The organism is Pseudomonas sp. BP6, from assembly GCF_017875935.1.
Taxonomy (GTDB): domain Bacteria; phylum Pseudomonadota; class Gammaproteobacteria; order Pseudomonadales; family Pseudomonadaceae; genus Aquipseudomonas; species Aquipseudomonas putida_Y.
In genome coordinates this window covers 1,308,022-1,332,131 of record NZ_JAGINI010000001.1, presented here as the reverse complement: position 1 = coordinate 1,332,131, position 24,110 = coordinate 1,308,022, and the positions used below count along the sequence as shown (strand labels likewise).

The following is a 24,110-nucleotide window of genomic DNA, read 5'->3' as shown; positions in this document are numbered from 1 at the left end:
GGGCCTGCCCTCGCGGCAGGCCGTGAAGCGCTAAGCGGGCACAGGTCCGCCGTAGATGTTGGCCCCGACGCCCAAGGTCCGATACTGGATGTACAGGCCCAGGCCGCGCAGGATTTCTCCGGCCCAAAAACCAAAGAACATCCCGTTGTCTGTCCCCAGGCGCGGGTCGGGGGTCCAGCTGCCGTTCATGGCATGACCAGGAATGGGGGTTACCGTGTAGTTCGCCTGCAGCTCGTCCATGCACGCCTCGATCAGCACATCAAGGTCAGCCACCTGACTGCCGGCCATCGCTGCCAGGCAGGCACCGGCGAGCCACAGCCCGGTCATGTGCCCGGTAAAGTCATCCTCCACCGGCTTGGGCACGCTGTTGGTCGGGAAGTCGGTCGGCAAGATGCCCTTGGAGTCCTTGACGAACTGCACCAGCCAGCGCAGCCAGTTCTCGGCGTAGGTGACCAGCTTGGGCGGCACGGGCTTGCCCCGGTGCACCAGCTCGTACCACGCCCTGCAGGCGCCCATCATCGCCCTGGGCTGGTAGCCGGCCCAGGCGTTGCCATCACCCCAGTGATACTGGGTCCAGGTGTCGGCCGGGCCGTAGCGGTAGTTGTCCCAGCGGTTCCAGATGTACGCCGCTGCACCAGGTCCGAGGACACCGAATTTCTGCTGGTACCACTGCTGCGAGTCGTACAGGAAATCGATCATGTTCCCCAGCTCGACGCTGTACGTCTCAGGGTCCAGGCAAAAAATCAGCGGGTACTGATAGCCGGGATAGGGCATGCCGTGCCACGCGCCAATCTGCTCGGTGCCGTCAGAGTAGATATTGGAAAACGGAATCACCCCAGGGCTGTAGGCCAACGAGTCGTTGCGATAGCCAACCACCGTGCAATCGCCCACCAGGCCGCGAAAAGCCTGCTGACCGTTGAGGGTCAGCCGGTACAGCATCGTGTAGCCGTCGACCCCGTCGTACAGGTCGGGCAGCTCGTTGATGCAGTAATACTCAAACGTCAGGTTCGTGTCGGCATCGTTGTCCAGCAGAATGTCCATTTCCGCCAGCTCGTCGTAGTTAGGCGCTGACGGGTTAGGCCGGCCAGCCGCGTTGGGCTGGTAGCCTGACAGCGTGCCGTCCTCGGGGCGAATCTGCACGGTGGAAAACGCGCCATCGGTGGCCGGCAGCATCCACCACCACCGCCAGCCGTCCTTGTCCTGAATACGGACGTTGAAATTGCCGTCCGCCCGGTAGGTAATGCTTTTTAGCGGCGCCTTTTTGGTCGGCTGCAGGTAATTGCCGATCACATACCACCCGCCATTGCCGCCACCCGGGAAGAACGAGCGCACCACGTTGCCCGCTCGACCGGGAAAGATCACCGGCACATGCCGCTCTTGCGACGTAATGTCGGCCGAGTGCACCACCGCACGCAGGTCCGCCATGATGTATTCGGCCCCATCATCCTTGGCCACCCGGTAGAACTGCGACAGCGGGATATCGTGCTGCAGCACCTGCCAGCTGGAGGTCGACTCCGGCAGCATGTAGCAGTAACGGGTGCCGGTGTTTTCGACTTTCTCCGGGGCAATCGTGACCTCGACCTTGGCAGTCAGCGCGCCGTTGGCCTGGTCGACGCCGCCGAAGCAGGTCCGCACCTTGGAATCCTTGCCGACGCGGAACCATACCGATTGTTGCTCGATGGATACCTGGGCGCCCACATCGGTCTGCAGCGTGATGTAGCCCTGCGAGTCGCGGCCGTACTCCCGCTTTGCCTCGCTGGGGTACGCGAACTCGTAGGAAATGCCGTCTGTAAACGGCGTGGCGGCCACCGTACTCTGCCGGAAAAATCGGTCAGTCGAGTCAATCAGGGTGTACTCATGCGCCGTATACAGGCAGGCATCCATGGCTTTTTTGTAGCGTTCCTCGCCGGTGATACGCCACAGCAGATAACAGGCGTCCATGTACCACAGCTCGCCGTCTGCAGCGTTGCCCATCTGGTTGACCCCGCCCAGCAGGGGAACATGCAGCGGGCGATTGTGCTGCACGGCGTTGCGCGGGATCAGGTAGCCGCCATGCTCGACCGGTTGCCGGGTGGCATAGTTGAACAGGTGGGTACCGTTCAGGCTGTTGTCCTTGAGTTGCACCCGGCCGATATCGGCGCCGGTGTGCCCCTCTGACAACACCCGGCCGTCATCGGTGATTTTCTGGCCGGTATGGGCAATGATCCAATCCACCTCATACACCGTGCCGTCCTTGTCCCAGTCGGTCGAGCCGTCTTCGCGAAGCGCCCGCACGCCGGCATTAATCGCGCCCCAGGCCAGTGCACCGTCGAAGGCAAAAGTCGCCTTGTCCAGATACTCGCCCCAGTGCGGCGCGCCGTGCGGAATCGACAGGGCGCCATTGGTGAAGGCGAACGGCACACCCTTGAAGCCGCTGTGCGTCGGCTCGACCGGGTCCACCGGCCAATTGGCCAGCACCGGCTCCTTTGAGTTGATGATCCAGTTACAGATACGCCGCTGCGGTGTGTCAGGGATCGGCTGGCCGGCATAGAAATACTTCTCGTAGGCCTCCCAGTGCCATATGGCGGCCTCCAGATAACGCGGGTCCTGGGTGGCCAGGTAGGCATGGGCATAGCCCAGCACATGCAGCGCCTGGCCCTCGGTGGTGCCGTCGCCGTTGGGCTGGTACTCCATCTGCGAATGGGCGATGAAATGCCGGTTGTTCGACAGCACGCCCTGGTTGTTCTGCACATAGTGCTGCACCGTCGCATCGACGGTGTCGCCGGTGTTGTTGCGCAGAAAGCGGTGATGGCCCTCGATCAGGCTGATGGCATTGGCCAGCGCCGTGCGCTGGCTGACCGGGCGCCGGCTGTTGAGCGGATTAAGAAACATTGATCCACCCCCCGTCATAGAACCCGGACCAGCGCACCCCATCCCACAGGAACGTCAGCAGGTCGGCCGAGCCCTTTTCAAACGACAGCACCGGCGGGCGGTTGGCCGGCCAGCGGACGTTGTTCGGGAACGTCACCCGGTTGGCTCCAGTGCCCTGCTGCAGGCGCACCGAGAACGACCAGGTATAACCCGGCGGCACGGCCGAGTTGGTGAAGGTCAGCGCGCACTGCGGCTGGTCTAGCGTCACATCGAAAAAGGACACCCCGGCGGTATACGCCACATCCAGCGCCAAAGCGCTGCCAGCAGCGGCGATGGCCTTGCGGCGCGGCAGCAGCAGCCCGCCGGTCAGGTCGGTGATCATCTTGGCCAGCGCCAGGTAGGTAGGCGACGGCCCCGAAGCCGTCTCAACCGTGGCGTCAGCCGCGCCATGCACAATGTCATGGGCCGTCTGTGCGGCGGCTTCCATCAGGGCGATGGCGGCCGCTTGGCGGTCGGATAGTTCGCTCATGGCTTTTCCAGTAATTCAGGCATTCGGTGGTTGGCGAAGTAATGCAGGTCATTGGCCAGCATCATCAGCTCCAGGTCAGCAAAGGCCTCAGCCTGCAGGTCGGCCGATAGAATCTCGGTTTCGTCACCCGAGGACACGGCCGCGCCCATGTAGAACTGGCCGTTGGGGCTGTAAGTGATGCTCAACCCGACCAGGTGCCGACTGACCGGCTTGGTCGACAGAATCATGCGCTCCAGCTCGGCAATCCCACGGTCACTAAGGCCGGTATTCAGCAGCGCCAGGCTCAGGCTGAACGTGCCGGGCGGCCCCATGGGGGTCAGGTCGAACCACTCGACAATGTCGATAATGTCGGCAAAAGGCGAAATGACCTGTCGCAGCGAGGCGATGGTGCCTTTGCGCTGATGGACCTCGAACGAGTCGCGCACCGTCTTGCGCTTGATTTCCTCGGACCATGCCGGGTCCCAGCGGTCCACGCTGCGCTCAATCGCCAGCCATGGCAGCATGTCGGCCGGGCAGGTTTCTGGTCGCTTCATCGAGCGCAACACGTTGGCCAGGTCGGCCGGCTCCAGCCCCACTTGCGCCAGGGCATCCTCCAGCGCGGTGCGGTTGATCGGCAGCAGGCTGGTGTCACTCATCGGTACCACCCATCACAACGCTGGAGCCGATGCAGTTGGATGCCTGGTGGTCCTCGATCACATAGTCTGCAGCGGGCTTGATCAGCTCCACCCGCTGCACGCGAGGTACATGCAGCGCGGCATGGATGGCCGAGCGGCGAATATCCCGCCCCAGCCGGCGCTGCGCGTTGATGTAGGTATCCAAGGAAATCTTGGCCTGCGCCAGGGCCAGCTCGTTCTCGGCACCCGGAAACATGTACAGCACCGCCTCGATCTCGTAGTCGACCAGCTCGGCCGACTTCACCAGTACCCGGTCGCCCACCGGCCGGATATTCTCAGGCGTCAGTGCCTGGGCAACCTTGTTGAGCAAGTCCTGGGTAGCCACCCCGCCATTTACCCGGCTAAGGACGCTGACCAGCACGGTGGCCGGCGACGGGCTGCTGGCCTTCACATCGGCCACCCTCCCATCAGCGGATCGGGCGTGAAACTCATACGCGCCGGCCGGCCCGGCCACCGCCATGCCCTCGAAGGCCAGCAAGGTGCGCTCGGCTAGTGATTCGTCGCTTTCCAGCTGCTCGGCCACCGGCGGTACCGCGCTCAGGTCCTCCGCGACGATCACCAGACGCTTGACGTTGTAGTTGGCGGCCAGCTGGTCGAGGTCAGCACCCTGGGCAAAGGCAATGAACTGCGACTTGGCCGCGTCGTTGATGCGGGCGCGGGTCATGACCTTTTCATAGGCCGCACGCTCCAGCAGCTTGACTACCGGATCAGATAGCAACTCGGCGTTCCAGTTGTTGCCCATCAGGGCGCGAAAGCCTGTCAGGCCTTCCTGATAGAACGTTTCAAAGTCCAGCTCCTCGATCACCGTAGGCGCCGGCAGGCTGGCCAGGTCAATGGTGCTCATATGCTTACCTCAAGGTTCACGCTGTCCTCGGAATAGGTGCCAGTGATGCGAAAGCCGATCTGACCGCCCACTGCGGAAACCACCTGCACGCTCTGCAGGACCAGACGCGGCTCCCAGCGCTGCAGCGCCCGCGCGGCCTCAGCCTGTACCGCGCTTTTCCAGCCCGCGTTAACTGGCTGGTCGACAAACCGGCGCAGCTTGCTGCCGTATTCCGGGCGCATCAGCCGCGACCCCACCGGTGTGGTCAGAATGTCCACGATGGACTGCCGCAAGTGATCGACCCCGGACAGCACGGCGCCGGTGTGGCGGTCCATTCCGATCATCGGGAGTTACTCCTGCACGCGCTTGAAATCCGGGTGATCATCGAAGGTGGCCAGCGCCTCGTCGTCCGAGGCCGGCACCCGCACCTCGAAATTGACCACATCGAACTGGGCGCCGGTGGGGGTGAAAATGGAGCGGGAGCGGAACGCCGCGTCTCGGTACAACACTCGTTGGGGGTCGACGGCCACAGGGGCCTCCGAAGCGGCCGCAGCCGCCTTTTGGGTCGCCATGGGTTCCTCCTGGCATGAAAAAGCCCGCGCGCGGCGGGCTGGTAGTTATCAGGGATACGGCGCATGAGCGCCGGCCCGCTGTAAATCAGTGCTTGTGGTTGGCGGTGTTGCCGGCCGTGTCGATGATTCGGGCGTCACCGTAGATATCGCCCGTTACGCGTAACGCGCCTTGAATCAACATCGGCCCAATGAAACGCAGCATGGGCGCCATCGCTTCAATGGCCGATTCCGTTACGGTAACGACCGAGCCGCCCACCTTGATATCTACCTGGCCGGCCGGCAGCTCGATGCTGTAACGCTTGGCTTGCCAGTCATAGGTAAGCGAACCGCCGTCCTCGAACAGCCAGCGCTGGACATGGTCGCGGTCATCCGGCGCCGGCGCAGGGCCGCTGTACAGCCCAGGCAGGAATGTGCCCTGACTTACATCGCCGCTGGTACTGATCAACACCCCCTGCTCATGCATGCCAGGGGCAAGCCAGTGCCGCGCACCAGGTGCGGCACCCAGGCTGTGCCAGCGCACCCAGGCGCTGGTCCATTCGCCATCCGAAACCCGGCACACCGGCGGATCGGCGGCGAGGTCGAGCGCGACGACCCGGCATTTACGAATCATGCCGGCGATCATTCGGTCATGCTCAGCCAGCGGGTAGCTCATCCGAAACCCTCTCGATCTCTATATAACCTTCGGAAAGCGGTCCTCCATCTCCAGTATTGCCTGCAGCGGCCGGGCCGAGCTCAGTGGGCCACGGCCACTCCTCTTCCCCGAGATAGATGACCTGAGTCCACTCGACGACCCAGACCGCGAAGACGTCCAGCTCGGGACGGCTCCAGTCGCGCTCTGCACGGACAAATTCAGCAAACCCGATAGGGAGTCCCCACGATTGCCCGCGAAGTAGAACCGCAAGCTGCGCGGCAACGAAGGCAGCAACGCGAAGGCAGTTTTTCTCCTCTACCGGGACAATTGCACGGGCCTCAAAGCGCGCCTCCACGGCGGTCTCGCCAGTCCCCGGATCCATATCCACACGGTCGAATCCGGCCAGTTCCAGTACAACGGCTGGAGGTGGAACGACCTCAATCCCGTCAGGCATGGTACCGACGTAGGCCAGCCCTGGAATGGCGTCTTTGATATGTTGCTCGATAGCGGCATATAACTGCTCAAGAGGTATTGGATCATCATCCATTGCCCAATCTCCGTAGATACTTCAACAGCTCGAAGTTCAGCTCCTGCTCCATCACCACAAGCAACCGCTGATGCGCCTTTCTCGTCCATGACTCGAAATGCGGCCTAACCTCTTCCAGCGAGATCTTCGCCTTAGCTAATGGAAATCGGCTGCCGTTCTCACCGACCCATCCTGAACTCGCACCGCCTCTGGCAGAGACTTGGCTGGTAGGATAATCATCAGCGTTGAAGTGTTTACTGGCAGTGCGGATCCAGATATCCGGCTTACTGCCATACACAGTCCGGAAAAACGCACCCTGGTACGAACGTCCGGCTACGGACACACCTGAGCGGGATTGTCGAGGGCGCCCTGCTCGACTGGCTTCGATGGGATTCAAACCGAACCAGAGCTTGCCTTGGCCATTGCTGGCCGCTGGGAAAGCTCTCAAGCGCTGACGAACCGCCGTAACCGCGATTCGCTCTTGTTGGCTCACCGATCTGGCAATGTGCGTGCGCAACCAACGAATGGTCTTATTGATTGCCCGTCGTTCAGCCGCCTTGATGGCTTTCGGCATCAAAGCGGCGAACTTTGCGAAGTTTGAAGCCTGCTGCACGTTCGCCTGGAGTGTAATGAGACCTGAACTAGACGACTGTTTCTGGTAACTGCCTACGCTCATGCCGATTTCCTCAGCACCAGGGTTACAAGCCCGTCGCCACCAGGCTCAATTCGGGCGATGGTGAAATTCCCACCACCGTCCTCGGGCGGTAGATCGATCATCACGCTCTGCCGCGTATCGACACCCGCGGTGTCACCAACGCGGATGACCAAGTGCGGCTCACGCAGGCCGGTATTAATCTGGCCGAGCTTGGGCTGCAGCCACGGTGCCGAGAACATCCCGAGAACCTCGCGACCTTCGATATGCGCAAGATCGCCGAGGACATCGAACACCACCTCGTCCAGATCATCGATCAGGTCGCGAAAGGCCATGATCAGGCGGTCAGGCGGATGACTGCACGGGGACGCGTGCAGATGTGCAACGGGTTGGACTGAGCCTCGCCCGCAACCCCCTTACCGAAAGGCATCTCCTCCAGCTTGCTGTAATACGGCAAGCCCTCGGTGTTGACGGTTTCCATGTAGTCTGCCGGCGCATAGACCGACAGGAACAGTTCAGAAACCCCCTCGGGTACCAGGCGCGCTTCATCGTCAGGGACGAATGGAACACCCGCTACCTTGCCTCGGTAACGCTCCCAGCTGATACCACCGAACTCGAACGTTTCACGCCCGTCGCCACGAAGCGCTGCAGCCTGCTGGCTACCCTTGTAGGTATCGACAACCGATGAGTGGGCGATGAGTTTCTTCCAGAAGGTCTTGCCGCAGAAAGCGCGGGCACCAGTGGTGGTCACGTTGCCAAGCGCATCTTCTTGCATGTCCAGGGCATCCACGCACTGCACCTGAATGTTGGCATTCGGGTCATTCAGCCCCATCGACTGCTTCTGCTGCGACACCCCGAAGACCTTGTAGATGTCCAACAGCACTGACGAGCCGTCTGCGTCGAGCACCTTGCCGTTGATTGCCCCCATCCGATGAAACTCGTGAGTGGCATCCAGTTGGCGTTTCGCCTTGGCCAGACGCTTGTTGACCACATCCTGTACGGCCTGCAGCTCCGTCAGCGTGCCGAACGCGCGAATACCCTGGATCTCGTCCGCCTTGATCGCAAAGCGCTGCGGCAGGTGAACGGTGTTGAACGGGATCAGCGTGCGCTTGCTACCGCCCACCACCAGGCCAGAGGTGCCGCGCTCCCCCGCCGGCACGAGGGCGAGCGTGTCACCGTCCTTCTCGATCTGCACGGTAAGGGTGGCGACACCCTCCTCCTGGAACAGTCCAAGAGCCGCAAGGCGCCCTGGCACGTACTCCTGCTCGTTGATAGCAGCGGTCAGGGCTGCAACGCCGAAGGCGTCGTCTTGGAAAATGGCAATCTCAGCCATGAGGTACTCCAAAAAGTAAGAACCCCGCTCAGGGCGGGGTTGGGGTGAGAGAGAGTCGGGTCAGCGCAGGATGATGAAATGCGCTGCCAAGGCCTGTTCCGCATCAGCATCGATGCCGGTCAGCAGGGCCTCACTGACCTCGGCCAGCCGAACCACCGCGCGGCCACGCCGAACGGTTTCGGACTCGCCGAGAGAGGCATAGAGAATGCACACGGCTTTTTCGCTGCCGTCTTCTGCAGCGGGGTCGTAGGCCGTGAATTCGCCACTTGCCGTTACCAGACCAAGCACTTGGCCAGCGACCAGACCAGGACCAGCAGCGACGTTGATGGCTTCGCGGGAAATCTTTCCTGCGCCCTCGGAAAGCAGGAACTCACCGGCGTGCACCGGCTCCTGGCGGATGTTACTCATGGTCGTGCTCCTTTATTGGCGGCCTGCCGGCGGGCAGCCCAGATGCTGGATGGATTGGGTAACTGCGCCTTGACCTTCTCTGGCTCGTCATCGGCCGGCGGCAGGCTGTTGTCGATCTCAAAACCCTTGCCGGAGCTGACCAGCTTCTCGAACAGGCGCGCCCGCACTGCATCAGGCTCCAGGCCGGCCTGCACAAATTCAACGGTTAGCTCTGGCAGCCGAGCGGCTACGCAGAGATCACGGACACCCTTCGCACGCGTCAAGGCAGCCTGCACAGTGGCCTTGTCGGCCAGTTTGGTGGAGGCAATCAAGGGCTCGACCAGGTTGCTGATTCCCGCCTTAGCGCAGTCTTGGGCGATCATCAATGCCAGCGCGGTAGAGTCGCCAGGCTCAGTGGCCGGCAAGTCAGGCGGTGTTGCCGGCTGGCCACCCGTAGCCTCCGGCTGATCGGCCAACTGATCCAGCAGCGCCTTGGGTGTCTGACGGTAGCGCTGCATCGCCGCGCCCTGGCCAAGGCACGCCTTGACCTCGACCCCGTTACCCACGTCGTCAGCCAGGCCCAGCGCGAGGGCTTCCTGGGCAGTCAACCAGGTTTCATCGTTGACCATACGGCGCAGCTCGGCATCGTCGATGGCCGGCGCCTTGGCCTTGTATGCCGCGATGATCGCCTCGAAGGTCTGGTCGAGGACGTCAGCCACCCGGCGCAAGTCATCGGCATCACCGCTGGTCCAGGTCCAAGGGTTGTGCACCATCAGCATCGCATTCGAAGCCATCACAAGGCGGTGGGCGCCGCACGCAGCGACGCTTCCTGCGCTGGCCGCCAGAGCATCAACACGTGCGGTGCAGCGCTCACCCAACCGGTTTAGCGCGTTGTGAATAGCCAACCCGTCGAACAGATCGCCACCGATGGTGTTGAAGGCCACCACTACCGGTGAAACACCGTCATCGATCGCCTTCAGGTCCTGAATGAATTCGTTCGCGGTGATGCCCCAGCCCCCGATCTCACCGTAGATGTAGATCTCGATGGGAGCGGGATCGCCCTGCCCTTCAGTCGCCGCGCTGATCCTGTACCAGTGCTGGTCTTCGACCTGCTGCACCGAGGACGCCATGTTGTAGATGCGAAACGGCATCAGCTTTTTCATTTCTTCCCCTTGTCGCCGGACTCATCAGGGTCATCCTCGACGGCCGACAAGCTGCTGTAGTTGAGACCCAGAGCCTTTGCCCGGGCGATATCGGCGGCGTTTTCTTCGTCGACCACCTCCGCGTCCGTACCGTTGCGCAGGCATACCTCGCTTCGCGACGCGAAGCCCGCAGCGATCTCCATACTGCGTGACTGGACATCCTGCACCGGGTGGATGTAGGCCCAGCCCTGAGGTACCCAACGGGTACGCTGGTACTCGCGGCGACGCTGCGCGTAGTCCGGCAGGTCGAGCGCCCCGGCAAGCACGGCCATGTCCAACCAGGCCTTGCGCACCGGCCGACACAACTGATGGACGTACACCTGGAACTGCAGCTGCTCCAACCGTCGACGGAACTCGGTCAGCACCACGCGGATCGCGCGGTCGTTCACGCCTTGCATGTCGCCGGTCATGAGTTCGTACGGCAGCCCCGAGCCGGCGGCAGCGGCCATCAGCTGCTGCCGCATGAAGTCTGGATAGTTGTTGCCGGCGTCCGGCGGGTCTGAGAACTCGACCTGCTCACCAGGCAACAGCTCCTGCATCGTGCCGGGTTCCAGCCCTACCATTGGGGTGAAGCCATCCCGGTCGTACCTGACAGGCGCCCCGGTGAGCGGGTCGAGTTGCGGCGGGCCGTCCGGGGTTGGCTTGCGAACGAAGCCGGCAAACAGGTTGGCAACCTCTTGGCGGAACAACACCGCGTCGTCGAAGTTATCCAGGCTACGCAGACGCTTCAGGACCGGCGCCAAGCGCGGCACACCTCGCAGTTGTCCGGGCTCCAAGGGCTCGAACACGTGCAACATCTGCTCAGCAGGGATTCGCACCAGCTGGTTGTAGCCCACATTGAGAGAGGACTTGTCGCTGGGATGGTTGCGGTAGCACCAATACGCCACGCGCCGCCCCATGGCGTTGAACTCGATACCGGCTCGAATGACGTTGCCAAAGCGGGTTATTTCGAACTTGTCATGGGGGACAAACTCTGGCGATAGGCACTGCAGCTGCAGCGGTACCGCGTAGCCGTCCTCCAGCCGGCGGGGGCGCAGACGAATGAAGCACTCGCCCGACTGCTCTACCGTACGCGCCACCAGCGCCTGCAGGCCATAGAAGTCCGTGAGCTGATCGGCATCAGCCTCATCAACCCAGTCCTCCCACAGCTCCTGCATCACCTTGCGGACCGCCTTGTCGAGCAGCCGAGGGTGCGGCGTGATGCCGGTACCGATCAGGTTGCTGACGCGCTTGTCGATGACGTTGGCAGCGTAAGGGTCATTGCGCACCGCGCTGCGGGAGCGGGAGCGCAGGTTACGCAAGGCCGGCATGATCAAGCTGTTCACGCCAGTATCCGGCGCATCCCAGTTTGATGAGCGCCGTCCCTCGGCGGCGCCTTCGTAGCTGGCTTTGATCCGCTCGGGCACCAAGATGCCCGAACGACCGAGGGACAAGTAGCGTCCGCTCACAGCCCCTTGCCTCCGTGGAATACGCGCACTACGCGCGAGCGTGGCCCGGCGGCATTCGTCAGCTCGGTGCGGATCAGGTCGCGAGCCTTGATCAGCTCGTCCACCGTTCGATACTCGACGGTGCGATCCGAGTAGCGAACAATCTTTTCACCGCGCGCAATCGCCCGCTCGACAGCGTCGAGGTGTGCTTTTGTATAAGCCATTAAATGCCTCTTGCAGCAGTGTTGCCGACTGCGTTAGGTATTAGAGGAAGTTCTGATGCCGAGAGCCTATTTCCTGCCGGAAACATCCTCCGGCGAGGACGTGCGATAGAGCATCCGCCAGTTCTTCAGCAGGTATGCCAGGCAGTCGGAGGGTCCAGTAGGTTCGGGCCCTGACCCAATCCATCCTTCCGGTAAGTTGGTCGGCTATCACGCGCCTTAGCTCGCCTTGAAGTTCAGCGGATGCCTTTACCTTTTCAACCTTTGAAGTGGAATCTTGTGACATGGCTGTCTCCAATATTGAGATGTTTGACGAAATCACCGGGAAGCTCTTCGCGAAGCTGTACCTGCAGTTCCCCTTACCGACATACCTAACAGCCGAAGACTTCGTGAGTAATGCCATGCATTTCGACGAAGGGCTGGGAATGGAAGTCCCCACAAAGGAAGCAGAGTTTTTCTTCGCAACAGGCAAGTGGCTGATGGACGCTGGTTACCTAACCGCTAAGCCGCACCCCTATACCTCGTTCAGTGAGGCGGTCCTCACTGCAAAGGGGCTTGAGGTTCTGAAAGCTGTACCTGACAGCGTCAGCTCGAAGGACTCTATAGGCGAGCAGCTTTCCAGCCTCGCAAAGGAGCAAGGTCGAGAAGCAACCAAAGGCTTGGTTACAGAAGCCTTGGCATTAGGTGCGAGATTCATCAGTCCGATGATCGGGCTGAGCTAGCACTTAACGCCTCTTCAGGTAACCGCTGCTTGAACTGCGGCGTTGCATGGGGTTGGGTACGGCTCGGGGAGTCGTTGGTGGTGGTGACGGTGGATCGTTGCGCTTGACCGGAACAGCTGCAGGAGCGGGTGAACCGGCCTCGTCGTCCTGGTCGTCATCAGGCTCGTTCGCCGGGGGCCGGGCTGGCTCCGGTTCGCCTTGCTCGAACAGGTTGGCCTGCGCGAGCGCCTGCCGCAGCTTGTCCCAGTCCTGTTCGCCATAGCGGTGAAGGCCGAGGAAGTTGGCCATGGCCAGGTTGTACACCATCAGGTCAAGCGCCTCGTTGCGCTCGGCCTTGCTCTTGACCCATTCGAAACGCTCTTTACCTTTCACGTAGCGAACGATCTTCCGTTCGGCCACGCACTGCTGGAAGAACTCGTCGGGAAGGTCCTTGGCGAAGTGAAGCGCACCAGGCCCTGTCTCGAAGTTGTATCGGTTGTAGATCCAATCCTTTGCCGTGTCGGTACCAACGATCCACAGCTCGGCGCCGTTGCGTTCGGTCTGGCCCTTCCAGGTGACATCCACCTGCGACGGACGCTGAGCGATCACAAGCTTGCCTGGCTTACTCGCACCTTTGAGTGCAAACACGTTGCGCCAGCGACGCACGCGAGTGAACTGGTAGACCTCGTGGGTGTGATGACCGCCGGAGTCGATGCCTGTGGCTAGGATCGCTAGGCTCACACCGCAGGGATGTCGGTACCGAACCTTCAGCCGCTCGTCCAACAGCGACCAGGTACGCTCATCAGCCGGATCGCCAGGCAACACCTGGTGATCTACCACCCAGCGCTCCATACCAGAGCCCCAGCCCATGACCATCAACTCCAGGCGGTTGGCCTGAACGTCGACGGAGGCCGTTAGAGCGAGCGCTCCCACTGGCAAGGTTCCGAGTACATAGTCTTCCTGCTGAGCACGAGCCTGCAGTACCTCGGCCTTGGTTTGCTCAAGCGCGCTGTCCCAAACCTCTGCCAGCCGGGTGTTGTAGAAAACCTGCATAGGATGCTGGTTGCCACGAGCTTGGGCACGCTTAGCCTCATCAAACTCGCGGGCCAGTGTCGCCCAAGAATGCCAACCTAGCGGGGCATACAACGCATTGAGGTGAAAGCTAACCGTCTCGCCATCACCCTCCGCATGGGCACGCCACTCACCTTTGGCCAGCATCTCTGCCTTGTGATGCTCCTCGATCAGCACGTCACACTCGGGTCCAGCGCACTGGTAATGCGTGGTACTAAAGTCAGCCGAGTACAACAGCCGCTCCCAGGTCAACACCTGCATGTGACCGCAGGTCGGGCAAGGCACGTAGTAGTGTCGCTGATCCCCCATTTTGAAGAGATCATCGATCCGAGACATGCCTTTGATGAGAGGAGAACTGGAAAAGTAGAACTTGGCGTTGCGCCCGAACGTACTACCCCTCGCCTCGGCCAACTTGATTGGATCGCCTTCCTGATTGACGTCCACCTCCCAGCGATCGACTTCATCACCGTAGACATAACGGGCCGTCAGCTCTGAAAGGTTAGCCGCCGAGCCGGCCGTGGTGGCAAAGAGTGCACCACCATCGAACTCCTTCGTGTCCAAGGTGTTACGGGCATCTCTGGAACGTGCCGTCGCCACGCGGGCCTTCAACTCCGGCACTGCATCGATGGTCTTGCCGATTCGCGAGGACACCCGCTTCGCCAGCCCTCCAGTGGGCAGTAGCGTCAAGATGTTGGCCGGCGCCATGTGGATCAGTGCTCCGATCCAATTCAGGGCAATCTGGGTCTTCATCAGCTGCGACGCAATTTTTGTCACCACCCGCTTACACGGATGGGCAGGCGACAGGCAGCGCATGGGTTCGCGGGCATACGGGGTACGTGCAGTGCGGTATTTGCCAGGCTCTGCTGCACCGGTATCACGCGGGATTCGCATGTACTCATCAGCCCACTCGTCGACCCATAAATCAGGGTCTGGCATTAGCCCTCGGCAAAACGCATCGCGGTACACCTCTGCACCGTCTGCGTATCCGGTGTGCATAGGCTCAGCTCTGTTTGGCAGTTCGTTTTTGTGCAATGGCCTTCTCTAGATCGACGCTATTCATCTTGGCCGCCTCGGTGAACAGTCGACGGAAGGTGTCGGTGAGGTGCTTCTCGATGTCCCATGGGTCGCTCATCCCGACCAGTTCGCCGGCGAGCTGCGGAGCAAGCCCAAAAAACTGTTCGCGAAGCATCCTGCCAGCAGCGAACGCGGCATCTTCGACAGCGGCGCGCTCAACCAGATTGCCTCGAACTTTGTAGAACTCGGTCTCTGCCAGCCCAGCAAGGTAGAACTCCCGATGCGCCTTCGATCGCTGGAAGTTGGGGCCTCCGCTCGGCGCGTGATCCGCTGGCTGCACCGCAGGTGTGTCGGCGCTTGGCTGGATGTGGGCCCGGACGTCCCGCTCGATGCGTTTTTCTTCATGCCGAGCCGCGACGGCTGCTTTGGCCGGATCAGCTGTCTCCTGAATCTTGGCCTCGGTGGCCAGCACATCCACCAATTTCCCATCGGGTGAAAGCACCAGGCGGCCGTTGTCTTTCAACCAGGTGATGTAACTGGGTGATCGCCCTATGCGTGCAGCGAAGGCGCTCTTTGACAAGAAGTTCGGATCCGTCATGAGCCCTCCATTTCAATGGCATTTCAACAAATAATTTTCAATTTCAACGGGTTGAATTTCAGTAAGCTGGCGAACTGTCCGCTAGCGTAAAGCCGCGGGTTTCCTGCCCCGTACTCCGGCCATGTCGCCAGGGTCCCCGGCATCGCCCTATTCCACCTCCCCTGCTCGGGCCTTGGACATTTCACATACGCCCAAGCGTTTCGCGGCCCAACGCTCGTATAAGCCAATGGCCACATCGGCACCGGCCATTGCGGTCAGGCACCCAATACCGCCTGCCGTCCAGATCGACATGCCCGCCGAGTAGAGCAGCATGATGGTCGATAGGCCGCAGACGATGCATGCCCCGGATCGCAATGCGATTCGGCGGATTAAAGGCCAGCCTCGGACTCCTGCTTTGTCAGCACGCCACATCTCACCAGAAACGCCACCCACCAACGAAATCACAATGACAAGCCATAGAGGCATATCGATCAGGGCGTGTTGCTCATTAGTCATCAGAGACTCCACTATTGGTTTTTTAAGATCTGAAAGCAGGGAAGAGGATGAACAGTATTACGTTCGTGATGAGCTTACTTGGAGCACTCGGCTCCATCGGAGGAATAGTCGGAGGGTTAGCCACTTGGGTCGCGCTGCCCCCTGATAAGCGTATAGAGCTTAAGAACCACATAGCTGCATTCTGGGCTCATTCATTCAAAGCACTGGTAGTGATAGGAGCTTTGCTCACTGCTGGAGCAAACGTCCGAGAGATCTATCTTTTCACAGTCGCTGAGACAGCCCCTTCAAGAGGCGAGATCGTCTTTTTGATCATCACTTGCTGGAACGCATTGATCTATTTCGCATCGGGCGTTGCCCTGTTCACGTTGTGGCGTAAAGAAGTTCACCCGCGCGATTTCCCAATGGACTCACAGACCTAAATTCTTTAAGTGCACTTACGATGAACCCCGCCATTTGGCAGGGTTCATTCGAGCTATGCCTAAGCGCATTTTTGATATCGTGACGCCTTTGTACATGCCACCGGAAAAACCGAAAAGGGCCTGTTTTCGGTTCGTCGCAATGTGGTGGCTATGGGGCGTCGATGTTGCTCACATGTCGCATAGTCACCCGACGAACGGTTTGCTCACGTACCCGTCCAGCCCTTGCTGCCAAGATGGCAAAGACCTGCAAGTGCAAGGCCTTGACCCAGTTCCGGTAGGTTCGGTCGGCGTCCTCAGCCAGCCCAACCTCGCGCATCTGCTCCCGCACCGTTGCCCCATGCAGGTAACGTAGGTGTGCCAGCTTGGCCAGGGTTGCCCCTCGTCCATCACGCCGCTCCAGCTGGACTACCGCTGCGTCGACTTCTGCTGCCGCGTGATCAAGACCAGCACCACCGACCAAGATGCGCGACCCTGACGATCCACCACGCGGTGCAGCGCCCTTCCATTCCATGATGCTGCCCATCTGGCTACCAAGGCTGGCTTCCAGCCCAAGCTGTGCTCGGCGCTCCCCCCAATGCTTCATCAGCTCTCCGATCAGGCGCAGGCGCTCGGTTTGATCGATGAGCTGCGCCATTTCGACCTGGTGAAGCATGAGCTGCACCTGGCTTTGCATGCGCAATTCCAGATCTTTCGTCATTGCCCGCCCTCGCCTAGCAGTACCCAACACATATTTAGCCAACCCAACACAAACCCAACACACTCGAAACCCAATAAATTCAATGGATTAGATCTATCCGTGTTGAGTGTGTTGGGTGTGTTGGGTTTTTCAGGGTTCACATAGAGATTTCTTACCCCCTCGATAACGCTGTTAGAAAAAAATCGCGTGCGCGCGCGCGTGCGAAAACCCAACACACCCAACACACACTCCCGCGACGCCAAGAAATCCGGGGCTTTGAATTGTGTTGGCTTGCAGGAATCAACCCAACACCAACCCAACACACCCAACACACTTACCGGCGTAGTCATGCTGCAAGCCTCTTGATGTGGTCCCAACCGTCCACGCTCCATCCCGCTAGCTTCGCTCGAGCACGCCACTCGACGACGTTCTTGCCCAGCTCGGCCGACTTCATGGATGGGGGCAGGGAAGGATCACCGTCACTGGGGAAGAAGAACGCCGCGAAACGCCGCGCGCTGCCATCCGTCCAGGGGATAGCGCGTGTCTTCTCCACCTTCGCACTGAGCATGAGCGAGAACTTGGTGTGGCTCATTGCGTTCTCTTTGTTGTGAGAGCACCACTCAAGGAACATGGCGTACACATCCGAAGTCAGGCAGCAGCCCCATAGGCCGTGCCCGAGCTCGCCTGCGCGCCAGAGATAAAAGAAGGTTTGCCAGGCAGTGCGGCTCAGCTCAACCAACCGCTGACGGGCCTCTGTTTTGGGCGGGCGTGTGCGCTGGTTAAAGTCACCGAGGTCGACGTCCAGCAGCCAGCCGTACAGGGCCGCTACCCCGCCGTTGGCCAGCTCTCTCGCAATCGCCTTCTGCCGCTCGGGAGGCAAGGTCTCCAGGGGCCACATCACCAGCATTCGGCGATCATCTTCGCTGATCGGCCACGGCATGATCTCGTTGCTCAGAAACGCCGAGTTCATGTGGTTGGCCTCCTCCCAACCGTTGATGAACTTCGACTCCATTCGGACCGTCTTGCCGGTGATCATGTGCTTGATCTTGCCGACCTGGTTGTAGCGTTGGTCGCGGCTAACGACTTCTTCGAAGACGGCCCACAGCTTGCCGCTCTGCCAGGCGTTGAAGTTACCTTCCAGCTGCGTCTGCCCAACCGTGGCGCCGTAACGACCGTAGAGCTCACCCATGATGTCCGCGAACAGCAAGCTCTTGCCCGAGCCTTCCATGGTGGAATGGAACAGGATCGCGGTATCCATCTTCGCCCCCATGTTCTGCAGCGGATAGGCGAGCCAGTTCACCAGCCACTCCAGCGCCTCAGCGTCATGGTTGCAGAGGAACGAGATCAGCCAGCGCAAGTTCTCACAGGCGGCGTCATCCCGCACCGGCTGATGGGGTAAGCCCTCGAAAGTGTTGATGTAGATAGCTGGGTCTTTGGTCATCGTCGGGTCGAACACGATATGGTCGACATCAACCACTCGGCGATTCGGGCTGTTCAGCCAGAGTTGATAGGCATCGCCCAGGGCCATCTTGACGCTGCCCTCGGGTAGACGACGCTTCTTCTCCCGGTCCCAAGCCTCTTTGGTGCCGTCGATGTAGACATACCGATCCAGCGGGTCGAGATTCAGCGCCCCGCCCTTCTTGCTCGACATCTTGCGGCCCTGTTCGAGCTCCTTGACCTGCTCGGCGGAGACCAACTTCTTGTCAGTCCTCTCCATCCATTGCTTCGCAAGGGGCTTGCCGACCAGCGCCTCAAAGCCTGATCGCTTCATCGACTGCCCTTTGTCCATGTCCCACACATTCGTGGTGCCTTCGACCAGGGCGAATCGGCGCATAGCACTCTTCAGAACCAGGCCCTCTCCCCCTGCCCCCCCATCGGCCGAGGAGCCGGCCGAACTGGCAACGGTCGGAACGCTAGTGTCAGGCTGGACAGCTGCATCAGCAGCGGTTTCGCCGTGCCCGGCCTGCTCGACCATCGATGGGGCACGGGGAAGATCACCCAGCGGCGGCGGCGCTGGCGGGCGTGACTTGGCGTCGATGCCGAGAATCTGCGCAGCCGCCCTGGTCGCTGCACGCTGGTCACCGTTGTGCACCAAGATGCAGAAGACGTCGAATGCATCGTTTTTGTGGCCGTTGGCCAGCGGGTCCGAGGTGTGGTGCGAGTAGAGTTTGTCATCCGTGATGCTCACGCCCGGCAGCCCCGAGCTGCTTTGCGGGCACAACCACTTCCCGCCCACACGCTTATAGCCATGCGCCTCAATGATCGTGGCGATGTCATGGCGGCGGTTGAACTCGGGGATCACCTCTGGCAGTGAGTCGCCCGATCGGGCGACTACGGGCCTCGGCATGGTGACTGGTCGAGCCGAAGTGACCTGCTTAGGTCGCCACGGGCAAAGAGCCTCTCCTGTCGGCTTGAAGTCTTCCCACCCCTGCCAGACAGCCAGCAGCTCAGGAGGCAGCTCAGGGATGCCCTTTGCATCAGGTGCATTTCGCCACGTGTACGGCTTACCGGTGCCAGGGTGGATGGATGGCGGCAGCACGTCCTGCACCAGGCCCGCGCGCAACTCGAACACCGTGAGCTTCTTGAACGGTTCAGCAGCCAAGCGGAAAGCGGCCTCACGGCCCGCGTCCTTCTGTTCAATAGCGGCCCTTACTTGAACCATGAGCCCCTTATGGATAGTGCCATCGGGGTCATTTTGATTTGGCCACACCAATGCGTGTTTCTTCAGTTCCACGCCCTCGGGGACGCGGAACATGATGCGGAAGCGCGCGGGATTGCCCACCGATGTCGGGTAGGCAGCAGCGAGCGCATCGACGTCGAGGCCATGCGTCTGCTGCAAAACCAACCGGGTAAACTCGACATCATCCACATCCAGCGAGCAGACATTACTTGGCCCAAGCACAACACCAAGGTTGTGGCTCGGGTTAGCCTTCCAGAACTGATCGGCACTCGCGGTATCAGTGAAGTAGCCACCAGGCCTGTTCCAGCCGTCACCCGTCGGCCCCTTTTTGCCCGGCTCGATGGGAACCAGGGCAAGACCGAAGGTTTCAATGTAACGCCGCGCCCAATCAGCTGTCGTAGGAGTTGGGCGCTCGCTCATCTGCGGCGCTCCCGCAACTCTTGGCAACTGATGCAAGTTTCGCAGCCCTGTACCAGTTGCTGCCGCTTCAGAGGGATAGCCTCACCACAGTCATCACAGAACTGGGCGCTTGGCTTAACGGGGCGGTTCGCATGCCGCCGAAGCGCAGCCTGCAGCAAGTACTCGGCCTGTTCGCTGGCCATGTCCAACGGATCGGGAATGTTAGCCATTGCAACGATCCTCCATCGCCTGGCGCGCACCGGCCATGATGGATAGCACCTGGCGGATAACATCCATCCCCCGTTGCTCCAGGTCCAGAACCTCTGCCGGAGTCCAGACGTTATCGGAGGCCCCATCGTGCAGACTACCTACGAACTCACCCGACTCCTCAAGGAGCTTGGCGACCGCCTTCAGTGCATCATTCGTTGCCGGTACCGGCTCAGGGCGATACCACACGGCTCCTGCCGGACGGACCAAGGCGTCGAGCAGGCGCGGATCCGCGGTCCACTGCACGATCTCTTCCAGCTCATCCGGGGTGGGCCAGCGACGCTCTTCGTTGTGGTGAAGCTTCTTCTGCAGGGTATCCACCTCAAGCCCCATGTCGAAGGCCAGCTTGGTGATACCACCGCGATAATCACGACCAGCGCGGTAAAGCGCCTGCCGCAAGGTGAGGACCGGGCCAGCGCCCGGCAATAGATCGATGCGACTCATAACCGTAAAACCTCGATTTACGGTGTAGTCACAGGAACAGGTAGGACCTATCCTACAACCACGACCGATGTGCTGTGCTGTGCGTCGTCGTCGCTGGACTGGGGAGGTGAGAGGCCCCGGTCCAGCACCTTACTTTCTGGCTTTTCTCAAGTAGGCCCAATCGATATCAGGCCGCATCACTTCACAACGGATCACTCCGCTCGTTTCCCGGTCCAGGCTTACAGCCAAGCCGGCGCTCGCACGACGATTCCCATAAGCCACTTGTTTCAGCTGGCCCGCAGACGTCCCGCAGCGGCGTGCAAAGGCCGCAAGCCCTTCCTTGTCCATCGTTTTCAAGTAGTCGCTAAGCGTCATACACACCTCCATTGGCGGCGAGATTAGCAATTGCTAATCAGCAAAACAATAGCATCTTGTAATTTACTGTTTGCTAACGGAAAGCAATCATCACCGGATGGATATCAACGAAAGGCGTATCGCCTCCCTCCGCAAGATCATGGGGACCATGAGCCAGAAGGAATTTGCCGAGGCTCATGACCTGGACGCGTCGTATCTGTCGCAACTATTGAACGGCCATCGCAAGCTGGGGGAGAAAGCTGCGCTCAATCTAGAGCTCAAGATCGGGCTTACTGCAGGGACGCTAACCTCTCCGCAACCGGAGGGTCCCACTCACAAAGCCCCGGATAACGTCGTTCAGCTCTCGGCGCGAGCCACCAAAGACAAGAACTTCGTCCTGATCCCGTACCTCGACATTGCGGCATCGATGGGGCATGGCAAGGCAGCCCCCTATATGCACATTGAAGTGATCCGCGACATGACCGTGCACCTCGACTGGCTGAGGATGCAGGGCCTTACGTTCTCTAAGGTCGACAACCTGGCGATCATCTCTGGTAACGGCGACAGCATGACTGGGACGTTTGCAGATGGTGACGCGCTGCTGGTTGACCGAGGAATCACCGAGGTCAAAACAGACGCCATCTACGTCTTCACACTGGACGGAGATCTATACATCAAGCGCCTGCAGCGGCTTACAGGTGGACAGCTGAGAATGATCTCGGACAACCCGATTTATCCTCCCATCACCATCGACCTATCGATGATCGACCGCATGCATATTCAGGCCCGCGTGCTGCTCGCCTGGAACGCTAAAAAGCTCTAACGCTCACCTCTTTCCGCAGGTACCGGCCATCAGGCAGGTACTGCTATGCCAAAAATATTTAGCATTTGCTATTGCCGAGTATTTTAGCTTTTGCTAATTTCGCCCCGTGTCACCCTCTCACGCAAAGGACACGGACCATGAGAACAGCACAGCACAAAGGACCGGGAACGGTTCTGATCCACCCCACAGCCTGCAGCAGCTTGCAGAAAATCCTGGCCTTCCAGCGCCGTACCGGCTTGCAGCTGGTCATCACCGAGGCCGGTACCGTTCAAGCCGTCCCCTCGCCATGCGCAGGGGGTGCCGCATGAGCGAATACACGCTCTCTCTGAAGCGAGTGATGTTGCTGCAAAAGACGCTGGAAGACGGCGGCACCACTACCTGCCCGCTGCGCCGACCAGAAACGACGATGGACGCGGAGATTGAAGTCGAGAACGACAGCCAGGCCCACCGCTTGAGCGTTCGCTTTGGCCCGCTCACTAGCTCAATCACGCTCAAGCGTGGCGACTCTGCCAAGTACATGGCCCTGCGGGACTTCCTCCAAGACGTGGCGAACGGCCGAACCGAAACTGGCCAACTCTCGCAGGAAGACATCGACTTGAGGGAGGCGCTAGACAGCGTAAACACCGTCATCCGCGCCGATCAAATCGCCTACATCACTGCTACCACCAACCCTGAGCTACCGGTTGGCGCAGTAGTGACCAATGACCTGGGTGAGATCTGCGCAGCCGCCACCGGCACTTGCAAAGAGCACCTCGCTCAAGTCATCCGCACCCAGCTCCGGCCCGCCCAAGAGGGGCTCGGGGAGCGCGCATGAGCAGCACACTGGAGCAATTGCGCAGCCAGTGGAGCACGCCCTGCCCCACGTTGACGGCTGTAAGGGAGCACTACTTCTCCCACATCGGGACTGACCGCCGCTTCCGGGAGCTGATCAATAAAGGCCAGATCAAGTTGAAGCTCAAGAAGCTGCACAACTCGGCAAAGGCACAACACGTGATCTACCTCCACGACCTGGCCGAGTACCTCGACCGCCAGGCGGAAGAGACGAAGCAGTCGGCTTGAACCAGACGGCCCCGGTCTACAGGGGCAACCAGCTCGCCGTCGACCTCTCACTTATACCGATGGCGGGCAGTTCGGAGCACAGCACATGCAACCCTACCAATACGCACTCAGCGCCGGGATCGTCCTACTCTTCGTCTTGGCGATCCTGCCCTACTTGCTCGCTGGAGCCCGTCGCCGGGCATATGAAGAAGGCAAGGAAATTGGCTTGGCGGAACGCAATGCCACGCATGCCCAGCGGCTCAGAACGCTGAACGAAGAACTGGCAGAACTCGCCGTACAACGCGAAGCCGACCAGCGCAAACACCTCAAAACCGTGGCAAACCTCAAGCTCACCATCAGCGAGCTCGAGGAGCGGATGATGTCCTACACCGGCATGCCGGTGACCAGGGTCGATTACGAGCTGCTGACAAAGGTCGGCGAAACACTGCAGCTCGCTCATCGCACCATGAAAGCCTTGAAGTCGGATCAGCAGGCGAGCCTGGCTACAGCACAGGCACTCAGTGTTGATTCGCTCGCCAAGCGCATTCACGCCCAGCTGCGCAGCACCCCAGCCACGGCATCGACTGCGGAGGCTGCAGCATGACAACCGTTATCCAACAAAACTGCCTTGATGGCCGCATAACCACGCACAAGCATCTCTGGGAAACAGTGGACCCTTACGACGGCGGTTATCACATCTGCAAGAAGTGCAAACTCGGCTCTCAAGGCGAGCGCCTTGCGACTCCTTGCCCCGTGTCCGACGCCGAGTATCACGCCGTCGCTTGGCTCGGCCAGGCCGGGCTGTATCGAACTAGGTTTGAGGCCGTGCGCAACTTCGAGCAGTCCGTAGCGCCGGTTACCGCCAACGAGTTGTTCAACCTTGCTAGCAAGCAGGTGCTAAGTCAGCTCAATGAGGGTCAGCAATCCGCTCGGCCCAGCAACGCAGGGACGAATTCGCAGGAACAGGAGGGCCATGCGTGAACACAGCCTTTGTTTTGATGGCGCAGTACAACGGCACGGCGATTATCTCGCTCGAACAGGTATGCGCTGACTACTTCACGCACCTCACGCCGCTCGTATTCCAACGCAAGGTGCTGGCCGGGGAGATCAAGCTGCCCATCACCCGACTTGAACCGAGCCAGAAGAGCGCCCGAGGCATACACATTGCCGATCTTGCGCTCTATCTGGACCAGCAGCGGGATGCTGCGCGCAAAGAGTGTGCGCAATTGAATAAGAGGTGATCGGCAGGCTGATACGGAGATTGAACCCTGAATGATCAGTGTCAACCGCACGCACGGAACATCTGGCTGCATCCGCCCCCTCCA

The 24,110-nt window shown here is 60.4% G+C and carries 32 protein-coding genes; 9 read left to right on the top strand and 23 right to left on the bottom strand.

The features are described 5' to 3' along the window. Positions 1-30: 30 nt before the first annotated feature. From J3A98_RS05980 to J3A98_RS05910, 15 genes are all read right to left on the bottom strand, one after another. Positions 31-2,871 carry a phage tail protein gene (locus J3A98_RS05980; protein WP_209964699.1) on the bottom strand — a complete coding sequence of 947 codons (2,841 nt, stop codon included), beginning with the start codon at positions 2,869-2,871 and terminating at the stop codon, positions 31-33. Then, positions 2,861-3,379, bottom strand: a complete 519-nt coding sequence (locus J3A98_RS05975) for a hypothetical protein (protein WP_209964697.1) — start codon at positions 3,377-3,379, stop codon at positions 2,861-2,863. Before J3A98_RS05975 ends, J3A98_RS05980 begins: the two co-directional genes overlap by 11 nt. Next, positions 3,376-4,014 (bottom strand): phage tail protein I, encoded by a 639-nt coding sequence (locus J3A98_RS05970; RefSeq protein ID WP_209964696.1) that lies wholly within the window; start codon positions 4,012-4,014, stop codon positions 3,376-3,378. The genes J3A98_RS05975 and J3A98_RS05970 overlap by 4 nt, the downstream gene beginning before the upstream one ends. Next, on the bottom strand, positions 4,007-4,897 hold the full coding sequence (locus tag J3A98_RS05965) for a baseplate J/gp47 family protein (protein ID WP_209964693.1): 891 nt from the start codon (positions 4,895-4,897) through the stop codon (positions 4,007-4,009). The genes J3A98_RS05970 and J3A98_RS05965 overlap by 8 nt, the downstream gene beginning before the upstream one ends. After that, positions 4,894-5,220, bottom strand: a complete 327-nt coding sequence (locus tag J3A98_RS05960; protein WP_020192057.1) for a GPW/gp25 family protein — start codon at positions 5,218-5,220, stop codon at positions 4,894-4,896. Before J3A98_RS05960 ends, J3A98_RS05965 begins: the two co-directional genes overlap by 4 nt. A gap of 6 nt (positions 5,221-5,226) precedes the next feature. Continuing rightward, positions 5,227-5,448: a hypothetical protein gene (locus J3A98_RS05955; RefSeq protein WP_209964690.1), complete on the bottom strand. Its 222-nt coding sequence runs from the start codon at positions 5,446-5,448 to the stop codon at positions 5,227-5,229. An 85-nt stretch (positions 5,449-5,533) separates the two neighbouring features. Further along, positions 5,534-6,100 carry a phage baseplate assembly protein V gene (locus J3A98_RS05950; protein ID WP_039613462.1) on the bottom strand — a complete coding sequence of 189 codons (567 nt, stop codon included), beginning with the start codon at positions 6,098-6,100 and terminating at the stop codon, positions 5,534-5,536. Continuing rightward, positions 6,081-6,626, bottom strand: coding sequence for a hypothetical protein (locus tag J3A98_RS05945; RefSeq protein WP_209964688.1), 546 nt, complete (start codon positions 6,624-6,626; stop codon positions 6,081-6,083). Before J3A98_RS05945 ends, J3A98_RS05950 begins: the two co-directional genes overlap by 20 nt. Further along, positions 6,619-7,281: a hypothetical protein gene (locus tag J3A98_RS05940; RefSeq protein ID WP_209964685.1), complete on the bottom strand. Its 663-nt coding sequence runs from the start codon at positions 7,279-7,281 to the stop codon at positions 6,619-6,621. Before J3A98_RS05940 ends, J3A98_RS05945 begins: the two co-directional genes overlap by 8 nt. Beyond that, positions 7,278-7,592: a hypothetical protein gene (locus J3A98_RS05935; RefSeq protein ID WP_209964683.1), complete on the bottom strand. Its 315-nt coding sequence runs from the start codon at positions 7,590-7,592 to the stop codon at positions 7,278-7,280. Before J3A98_RS05935 ends, J3A98_RS05940 begins: the two co-directional genes overlap by 4 nt. A 2-nt stretch (positions 7,593-7,594) precedes the next feature. Further along, complete coding sequence (locus J3A98_RS05930; protein ID WP_039613466.1) at positions 7,595-8,590, bottom strand: major capsid protein; 996 nt, start codon at positions 8,588-8,590, stop codon at positions 7,595-7,597. Positions 8,591-8,650: 60 nt separating this feature from the next. After that, the gene (locus J3A98_RS05925; protein WP_056804571.1) at positions 8,651-8,998 is read right to left on the bottom strand and encodes a head decoration protein; all 348 of its coding nucleotides are present in this window, start codon (positions 8,996-8,998) and stop codon (positions 8,651-8,653) included. Beyond that, positions 8,995-10,140: a head maturation protease, ClpP-related gene (locus J3A98_RS05920; RefSeq protein ID WP_209964681.1), complete on the bottom strand. Its 1,146-nt coding sequence runs from the start codon at positions 10,138-10,140 to the stop codon at positions 8,995-8,997. The genes J3A98_RS05925 and J3A98_RS05920 overlap by 4 nt, the downstream gene beginning before the upstream one ends. Next, on the bottom strand, positions 10,137-11,627 hold the full coding sequence (locus J3A98_RS05915; protein WP_209964678.1) for a phage portal protein: 1,491 nt from the start codon (positions 11,625-11,627) through the stop codon (positions 10,137-10,139). The genes J3A98_RS05920 and J3A98_RS05915 overlap by 4 nt, the downstream gene beginning before the upstream one ends. Continuing rightward, positions 11,624-11,830 (bottom strand): hypothetical protein, encoded by a 207-nt coding sequence (locus J3A98_RS05910; protein WP_014756562.1) that lies wholly within the window; start codon positions 11,828-11,830, stop codon positions 11,624-11,626. The genes J3A98_RS05915 and J3A98_RS05910 overlap by 4 nt, the downstream gene beginning before the upstream one ends. Before the next feature lie 281 nt (positions 11,831-12,111). Between J3A98_RS05910 and J3A98_RS05905 the strand changes: the two genes are divergently transcribed. Further along, positions 12,112-12,549, top strand: a complete 438-nt coding sequence (locus J3A98_RS05905; RefSeq protein ID WP_209964676.1) for a hypothetical protein — start codon at positions 12,112-12,114, stop codon at positions 12,547-12,549. Between the two features lie 3 nt (positions 12,550-12,552). On the opposite strand, the gene J3A98_RS05900 is transcribed toward J3A98_RS05905, so the two are convergent. The 3 genes from J3A98_RS05900 to J3A98_RS05890 all read right to left on the bottom strand — a co-directional run bounded on the left by J3A98_RS05900 (position 12,553) and on the right by J3A98_RS05890 (position 15,706). Further along, positions 12,553-14,595, bottom strand: a complete 2,043-nt coding sequence (locus J3A98_RS05900; RefSeq protein WP_209964675.1) for a phage terminase large subunit family protein — start codon at positions 14,593-14,595, stop codon at positions 12,553-12,555. 4 nt (positions 14,596-14,599) lie between these two features. Then, on the bottom strand, positions 14,600-15,211 hold the full coding sequence (locus J3A98_RS05895; protein ID WP_209964672.1) for a terminase small subunit: 612 nt from the start codon (positions 15,209-15,211) through the stop codon (positions 14,600-14,602). Positions 15,212-15,358: 147 nt separating this feature from the next. Further along, on the bottom strand, positions 15,359-15,706 hold the full coding sequence (locus J3A98_RS05890; RefSeq protein WP_209964670.1) for a phage holin family protein: 348 nt from the start codon (positions 15,704-15,706) through the stop codon (positions 15,359-15,361). Positions 15,707-15,753: 47 nt separating this feature from the next. On the opposite strand from J3A98_RS05890, the gene J3A98_RS05885 reads away from it, so the two are divergent. Next, positions 15,754-16,125 carry a hypothetical protein gene (locus J3A98_RS05885; RefSeq protein WP_209964667.1) on the top strand — a complete coding sequence of 124 codons (372 nt, stop codon included), beginning with the start codon at positions 15,754-15,756 and terminating at the stop codon, positions 16,123-16,125. 148 nt (positions 16,126-16,273) lie between these two features. Here the strand turns inward: J3A98_RS05885 and J3A98_RS05880 are convergent, their stop codons facing one another. The 5 genes from J3A98_RS05880 to J3A98_RS05860 form a co-directional block, all read right to left on the bottom strand. Beyond that, positions 16,274-16,822, bottom strand: coding sequence for a hypothetical protein (locus J3A98_RS05880; protein WP_209964665.1), 549 nt, complete (start codon positions 16,820-16,822; stop codon positions 16,274-16,276). A gap of 325 nt (positions 16,823-17,147) precedes the next feature. Further along, positions 17,148-19,901: a bifunctional DNA primase/polymerase gene (locus J3A98_RS05875; protein WP_209964663.1), complete on the bottom strand. Its 2,754-nt coding sequence runs from the start codon at positions 19,899-19,901 to the stop codon at positions 17,148-17,150. Further along, positions 19,898-20,101, bottom strand: coding sequence for a TraR/DksA C4-type zinc finger protein (locus J3A98_RS05870; protein ID WP_061203592.1), 204 nt, complete (start codon positions 20,099-20,101; stop codon positions 19,898-19,900). The genes J3A98_RS05875 and J3A98_RS05870 overlap by 4 nt, the downstream gene beginning before the upstream one ends. A gap of 1 nt (position 20,102) precedes the next feature. Beyond that, the gene (locus tag J3A98_RS05865; protein ID WP_061203477.1) at positions 20,103-20,591 is read right to left on the bottom strand and encodes a phage regulatory CII family protein; all 489 of its coding nucleotides are present in this window, start codon (positions 20,589-20,591) and stop codon (positions 20,103-20,105) included. Between the two features lie 129 nt (positions 20,592-20,720). After that, positions 20,721-20,945, bottom strand: coding sequence for a YdaS family helix-turn-helix protein (locus J3A98_RS05860; protein WP_209964661.1), 225 nt, complete (start codon positions 20,943-20,945; stop codon positions 20,721-20,723). A 97-nt stretch (positions 20,946-21,042) separates the two neighbouring features. Here J3A98_RS05860 and J3A98_RS05855 point away from each other — a divergent pair, with 97 nt between their 5' ends. The 7 genes from J3A98_RS05855 (at position 21,043) to J3A98_RS05825 (ending at position 24,026) form a co-directional block, all read left to right on the top strand. Continuing rightward, positions 21,043-21,747 carry a LexA family transcriptional regulator gene (locus J3A98_RS05855; protein WP_016485749.1) on the top strand — a complete coding sequence of 235 codons (705 nt, stop codon included), beginning with the start codon at positions 21,043-21,045 and terminating at the stop codon, positions 21,745-21,747. A gap of 137 nt (positions 21,748-21,884) precedes the next feature. Next, positions 21,885-22,055, top strand: coding sequence for a hypothetical protein (locus J3A98_RS05850; RefSeq protein WP_209964659.1), 171 nt, complete (start codon positions 21,885-21,887; stop codon positions 22,053-22,055). Continuing rightward, positions 22,052-22,561: a hypothetical protein gene (locus tag J3A98_RS05845; protein ID WP_209964657.1), complete on the top strand. Its 510-nt coding sequence runs from the start codon at positions 22,052-22,054 to the stop codon at positions 22,559-22,561. Before J3A98_RS05850 ends, J3A98_RS05845 begins: the two co-directional genes overlap by 4 nt. Beyond that, entirely contained in the window at positions 22,558-22,806 is a 249-nt protein-coding gene (locus J3A98_RS05840) for a pyocin activator PrtN family protein (RefSeq protein WP_110740334.1), read from the top strand. The genes J3A98_RS05845 and J3A98_RS05840 overlap by 4 nt, the downstream gene beginning before the upstream one ends. Before the next feature lie 85 nt (positions 22,807-22,891). Then, on the top strand, positions 22,892-23,389 hold the full coding sequence (locus J3A98_RS05835; protein WP_209964655.1) for a hypothetical protein: 498 nt from the start codon (positions 22,892-22,894) through the stop codon (positions 23,387-23,389). After that, positions 23,386-23,766, top strand: a complete 381-nt coding sequence (locus tag J3A98_RS26800) for a hypothetical protein (protein ID WP_245354936.1) — start codon at positions 23,386-23,388, stop codon at positions 23,764-23,766. Before J3A98_RS05835 ends, J3A98_RS26800 begins: the two co-directional genes overlap by 4 nt. Then, positions 23,763-24,026 (top strand): pyocin activator PrtN family protein, encoded by a 264-nt coding sequence (locus tag J3A98_RS05825; RefSeq protein ID WP_056806571.1) that lies wholly within the window; start codon positions 23,763-23,765, stop codon positions 24,024-24,026. Before J3A98_RS26800 ends, J3A98_RS05825 begins: the two co-directional genes overlap by 4 nt. Positions 24,027-24,110: the final 84 nt, after the last annotated feature.

What these genes read in the sequence shown, in the direction of transcription:
- J3A98_RS05980 (WP_209964699.1), bottom strand. Translation starts at nt 2,871, where the DNA reads ATGTTTCTTAATCCGCTCAACAGCCGGCGCCCGGTCAGCCAGCGCACG.
- J3A98_RS05975 (WP_209964697.1), bottom strand. Translation starts at nt 3,379, where the DNA reads ATGAGCGAACTATCCGACCGCCAAGCGGCCGCCATCGCCCTGATGGAA.
- J3A98_RS05970 (WP_209964696.1), bottom strand. Translation starts at nt 4,014, where the DNA reads ATGAGTGACACCAGCCTGCTGCCGATCAACCGCACCGCGCTGGAGGAT.
- J3A98_RS05965 (WP_209964693.1), bottom strand. Translation starts at nt 4,897, where the DNA reads ATGAGCACCATTGACCTGGCCAGCCTGCCGGCGCCTACGGTGATCGAG.
- J3A98_RS05960 (WP_020192057.1), bottom strand. Translation starts at nt 5,220, where the DNA reads ATGATCGGAATGGACCGCCACACCGGCGCCGTGCTGTCCGGGGTCGAT.
- J3A98_RS05955 (WP_209964690.1), bottom strand. Translation starts at nt 5,448, where the DNA reads ATGGCGACCCAAAAGGCGGCTGCGGCCGCTTCGGAGGCCCCTGTGGCC.
- J3A98_RS05950 (WP_039613462.1), bottom strand. Translation starts at nt 6,100, where the DNA reads ATGAGCTACCCGCTGGCTGAGCATGACCGAATGATCGCCGGCATGATT.
- J3A98_RS05945 (WP_209964688.1), bottom strand. Translation starts at nt 6,626, where the DNA reads ATGGATGATGATCCAATACCTCTTGAGCAGTTATATGCCGCTATCGAG.
- J3A98_RS05940 (WP_209964685.1), bottom strand. Translation starts at nt 7,281, where the DNA reads ATGAGCGTAGGCAGTTACCAGAAACAGTCGTCTAGTTCAGGTCTCATT.
- J3A98_RS05935 (WP_209964683.1), bottom strand. Translation starts at nt 7,592, where the DNA reads ATGGCCTTTCGCGACCTGATCGATGATCTGGACGAGGTGGTGTTCGAT.
- J3A98_RS05930 (WP_039613466.1), bottom strand. Translation starts at nt 8,590, where the DNA reads ATGGCTGAGATTGCCATTTTCCAAGACGACGCCTTCGGCGTTGCAGCC.
- J3A98_RS05925 (WP_056804571.1), bottom strand. Translation starts at nt 8,998, where the DNA reads ATGAGTAACATCCGCCAGGAGCCGGTGCACGCCGGTGAGTTCCTGCTT.
- J3A98_RS05920 (WP_209964681.1), bottom strand. Translation starts at nt 10,140, where the DNA reads ATGAAAAAGCTGATGCCGTTTCGCATCTACAACATGGCGTCCTCGGTG.
- J3A98_RS05910 (WP_014756562.1), bottom strand. Translation starts at nt 11,830, where the DNA reads ATGGCTTATACAAAAGCACACCTCGACGCTGTCGAGCGGGCGATTGCG.
- J3A98_RS05905 (WP_209964676.1), top strand. Translation starts at nt 12,112, where the DNA reads ATGGCTGTCTCCAATATTGAGATGTTTGACGAAATCACCGGGAAGCTC.
- J3A98_RS05900 (WP_209964675.1), bottom strand. Translation starts at nt 14,595, where the DNA reads ATGCACACCGGATACGCAGACGGTGCAGAGGTGTACCGCGATGCGTTT.
- J3A98_RS05895 (WP_209964672.1), bottom strand. Translation starts at nt 15,211, where the DNA reads ATGACGGATCCGAACTTCTTGTCAAAGAGCGCCTTCGCTGCACGCATA.
- J3A98_RS05890 (WP_209964670.1), bottom strand. Translation starts at nt 15,706, where the DNA reads ATGACTAATGAGCAACACGCCCTGATCGATATGCCTCTATGGCTTGTC.
- J3A98_RS05885 (WP_209964667.1), top strand. Translation starts at nt 15,754, where the DNA reads ATGAACAGTATTACGTTCGTGATGAGCTTACTTGGAGCACTCGGCTCC.
- J3A98_RS05880 (WP_209964665.1), bottom strand. Translation starts at nt 16,822, where the DNA reads ATGACGAAAGATCTGGAATTGCGCATGCAAAGCCAGGTGCAGCTCATG.
- J3A98_RS05875 (WP_209964663.1), bottom strand. Translation starts at nt 19,901, where the DNA reads ATGAGCGAGCGCCCAACTCCTACGACAGCTGATTGGGCGCGGCGTTAC.
- J3A98_RS05865 (WP_061203477.1), bottom strand. Translation starts at nt 20,591, where the DNA reads ATGAGTCGCATCGATCTATTGCCGGGCGCTGGCCCGGTCCTCACCTTG.
- J3A98_RS05860 (WP_209964661.1), bottom strand. Translation starts at nt 20,945, where the DNA reads ATGACGCTTAGCGACTACTTGAAAACGATGGACAAGGAAGGGCTTGCG.
- J3A98_RS05855 (WP_016485749.1), top strand. Translation starts at nt 21,043, where the DNA reads ATGGATATCAACGAAAGGCGTATCGCCTCCCTCCGCAAGATCATGGGG.
- J3A98_RS05850 (WP_209964659.1), top strand. Translation starts at nt 21,885, where the DNA reads ATGAGAACAGCACAGCACAAAGGACCGGGAACGGTTCTGATCCACCCC.
- J3A98_RS05845 (WP_209964657.1), top strand. Translation starts at nt 22,052, where the DNA reads ATGAGCGAATACACGCTCTCTCTGAAGCGAGTGATGTTGCTGCAAAAG.
- J3A98_RS05840 (WP_110740334.1), top strand. Translation starts at nt 22,558, where the DNA reads ATGAGCAGCACACTGGAGCAATTGCGCAGCCAGTGGAGCACGCCCTGC.
- J3A98_RS05835 (WP_209964655.1), top strand. Translation starts at nt 22,892, where the DNA reads ATGCAACCCTACCAATACGCACTCAGCGCCGGGATCGTCCTACTCTTC.
- J3A98_RS26800 (WP_245354936.1), top strand. Translation starts at nt 23,386, where the DNA reads ATGACAACCGTTATCCAACAAAACTGCCTTGATGGCCGCATAACCACG.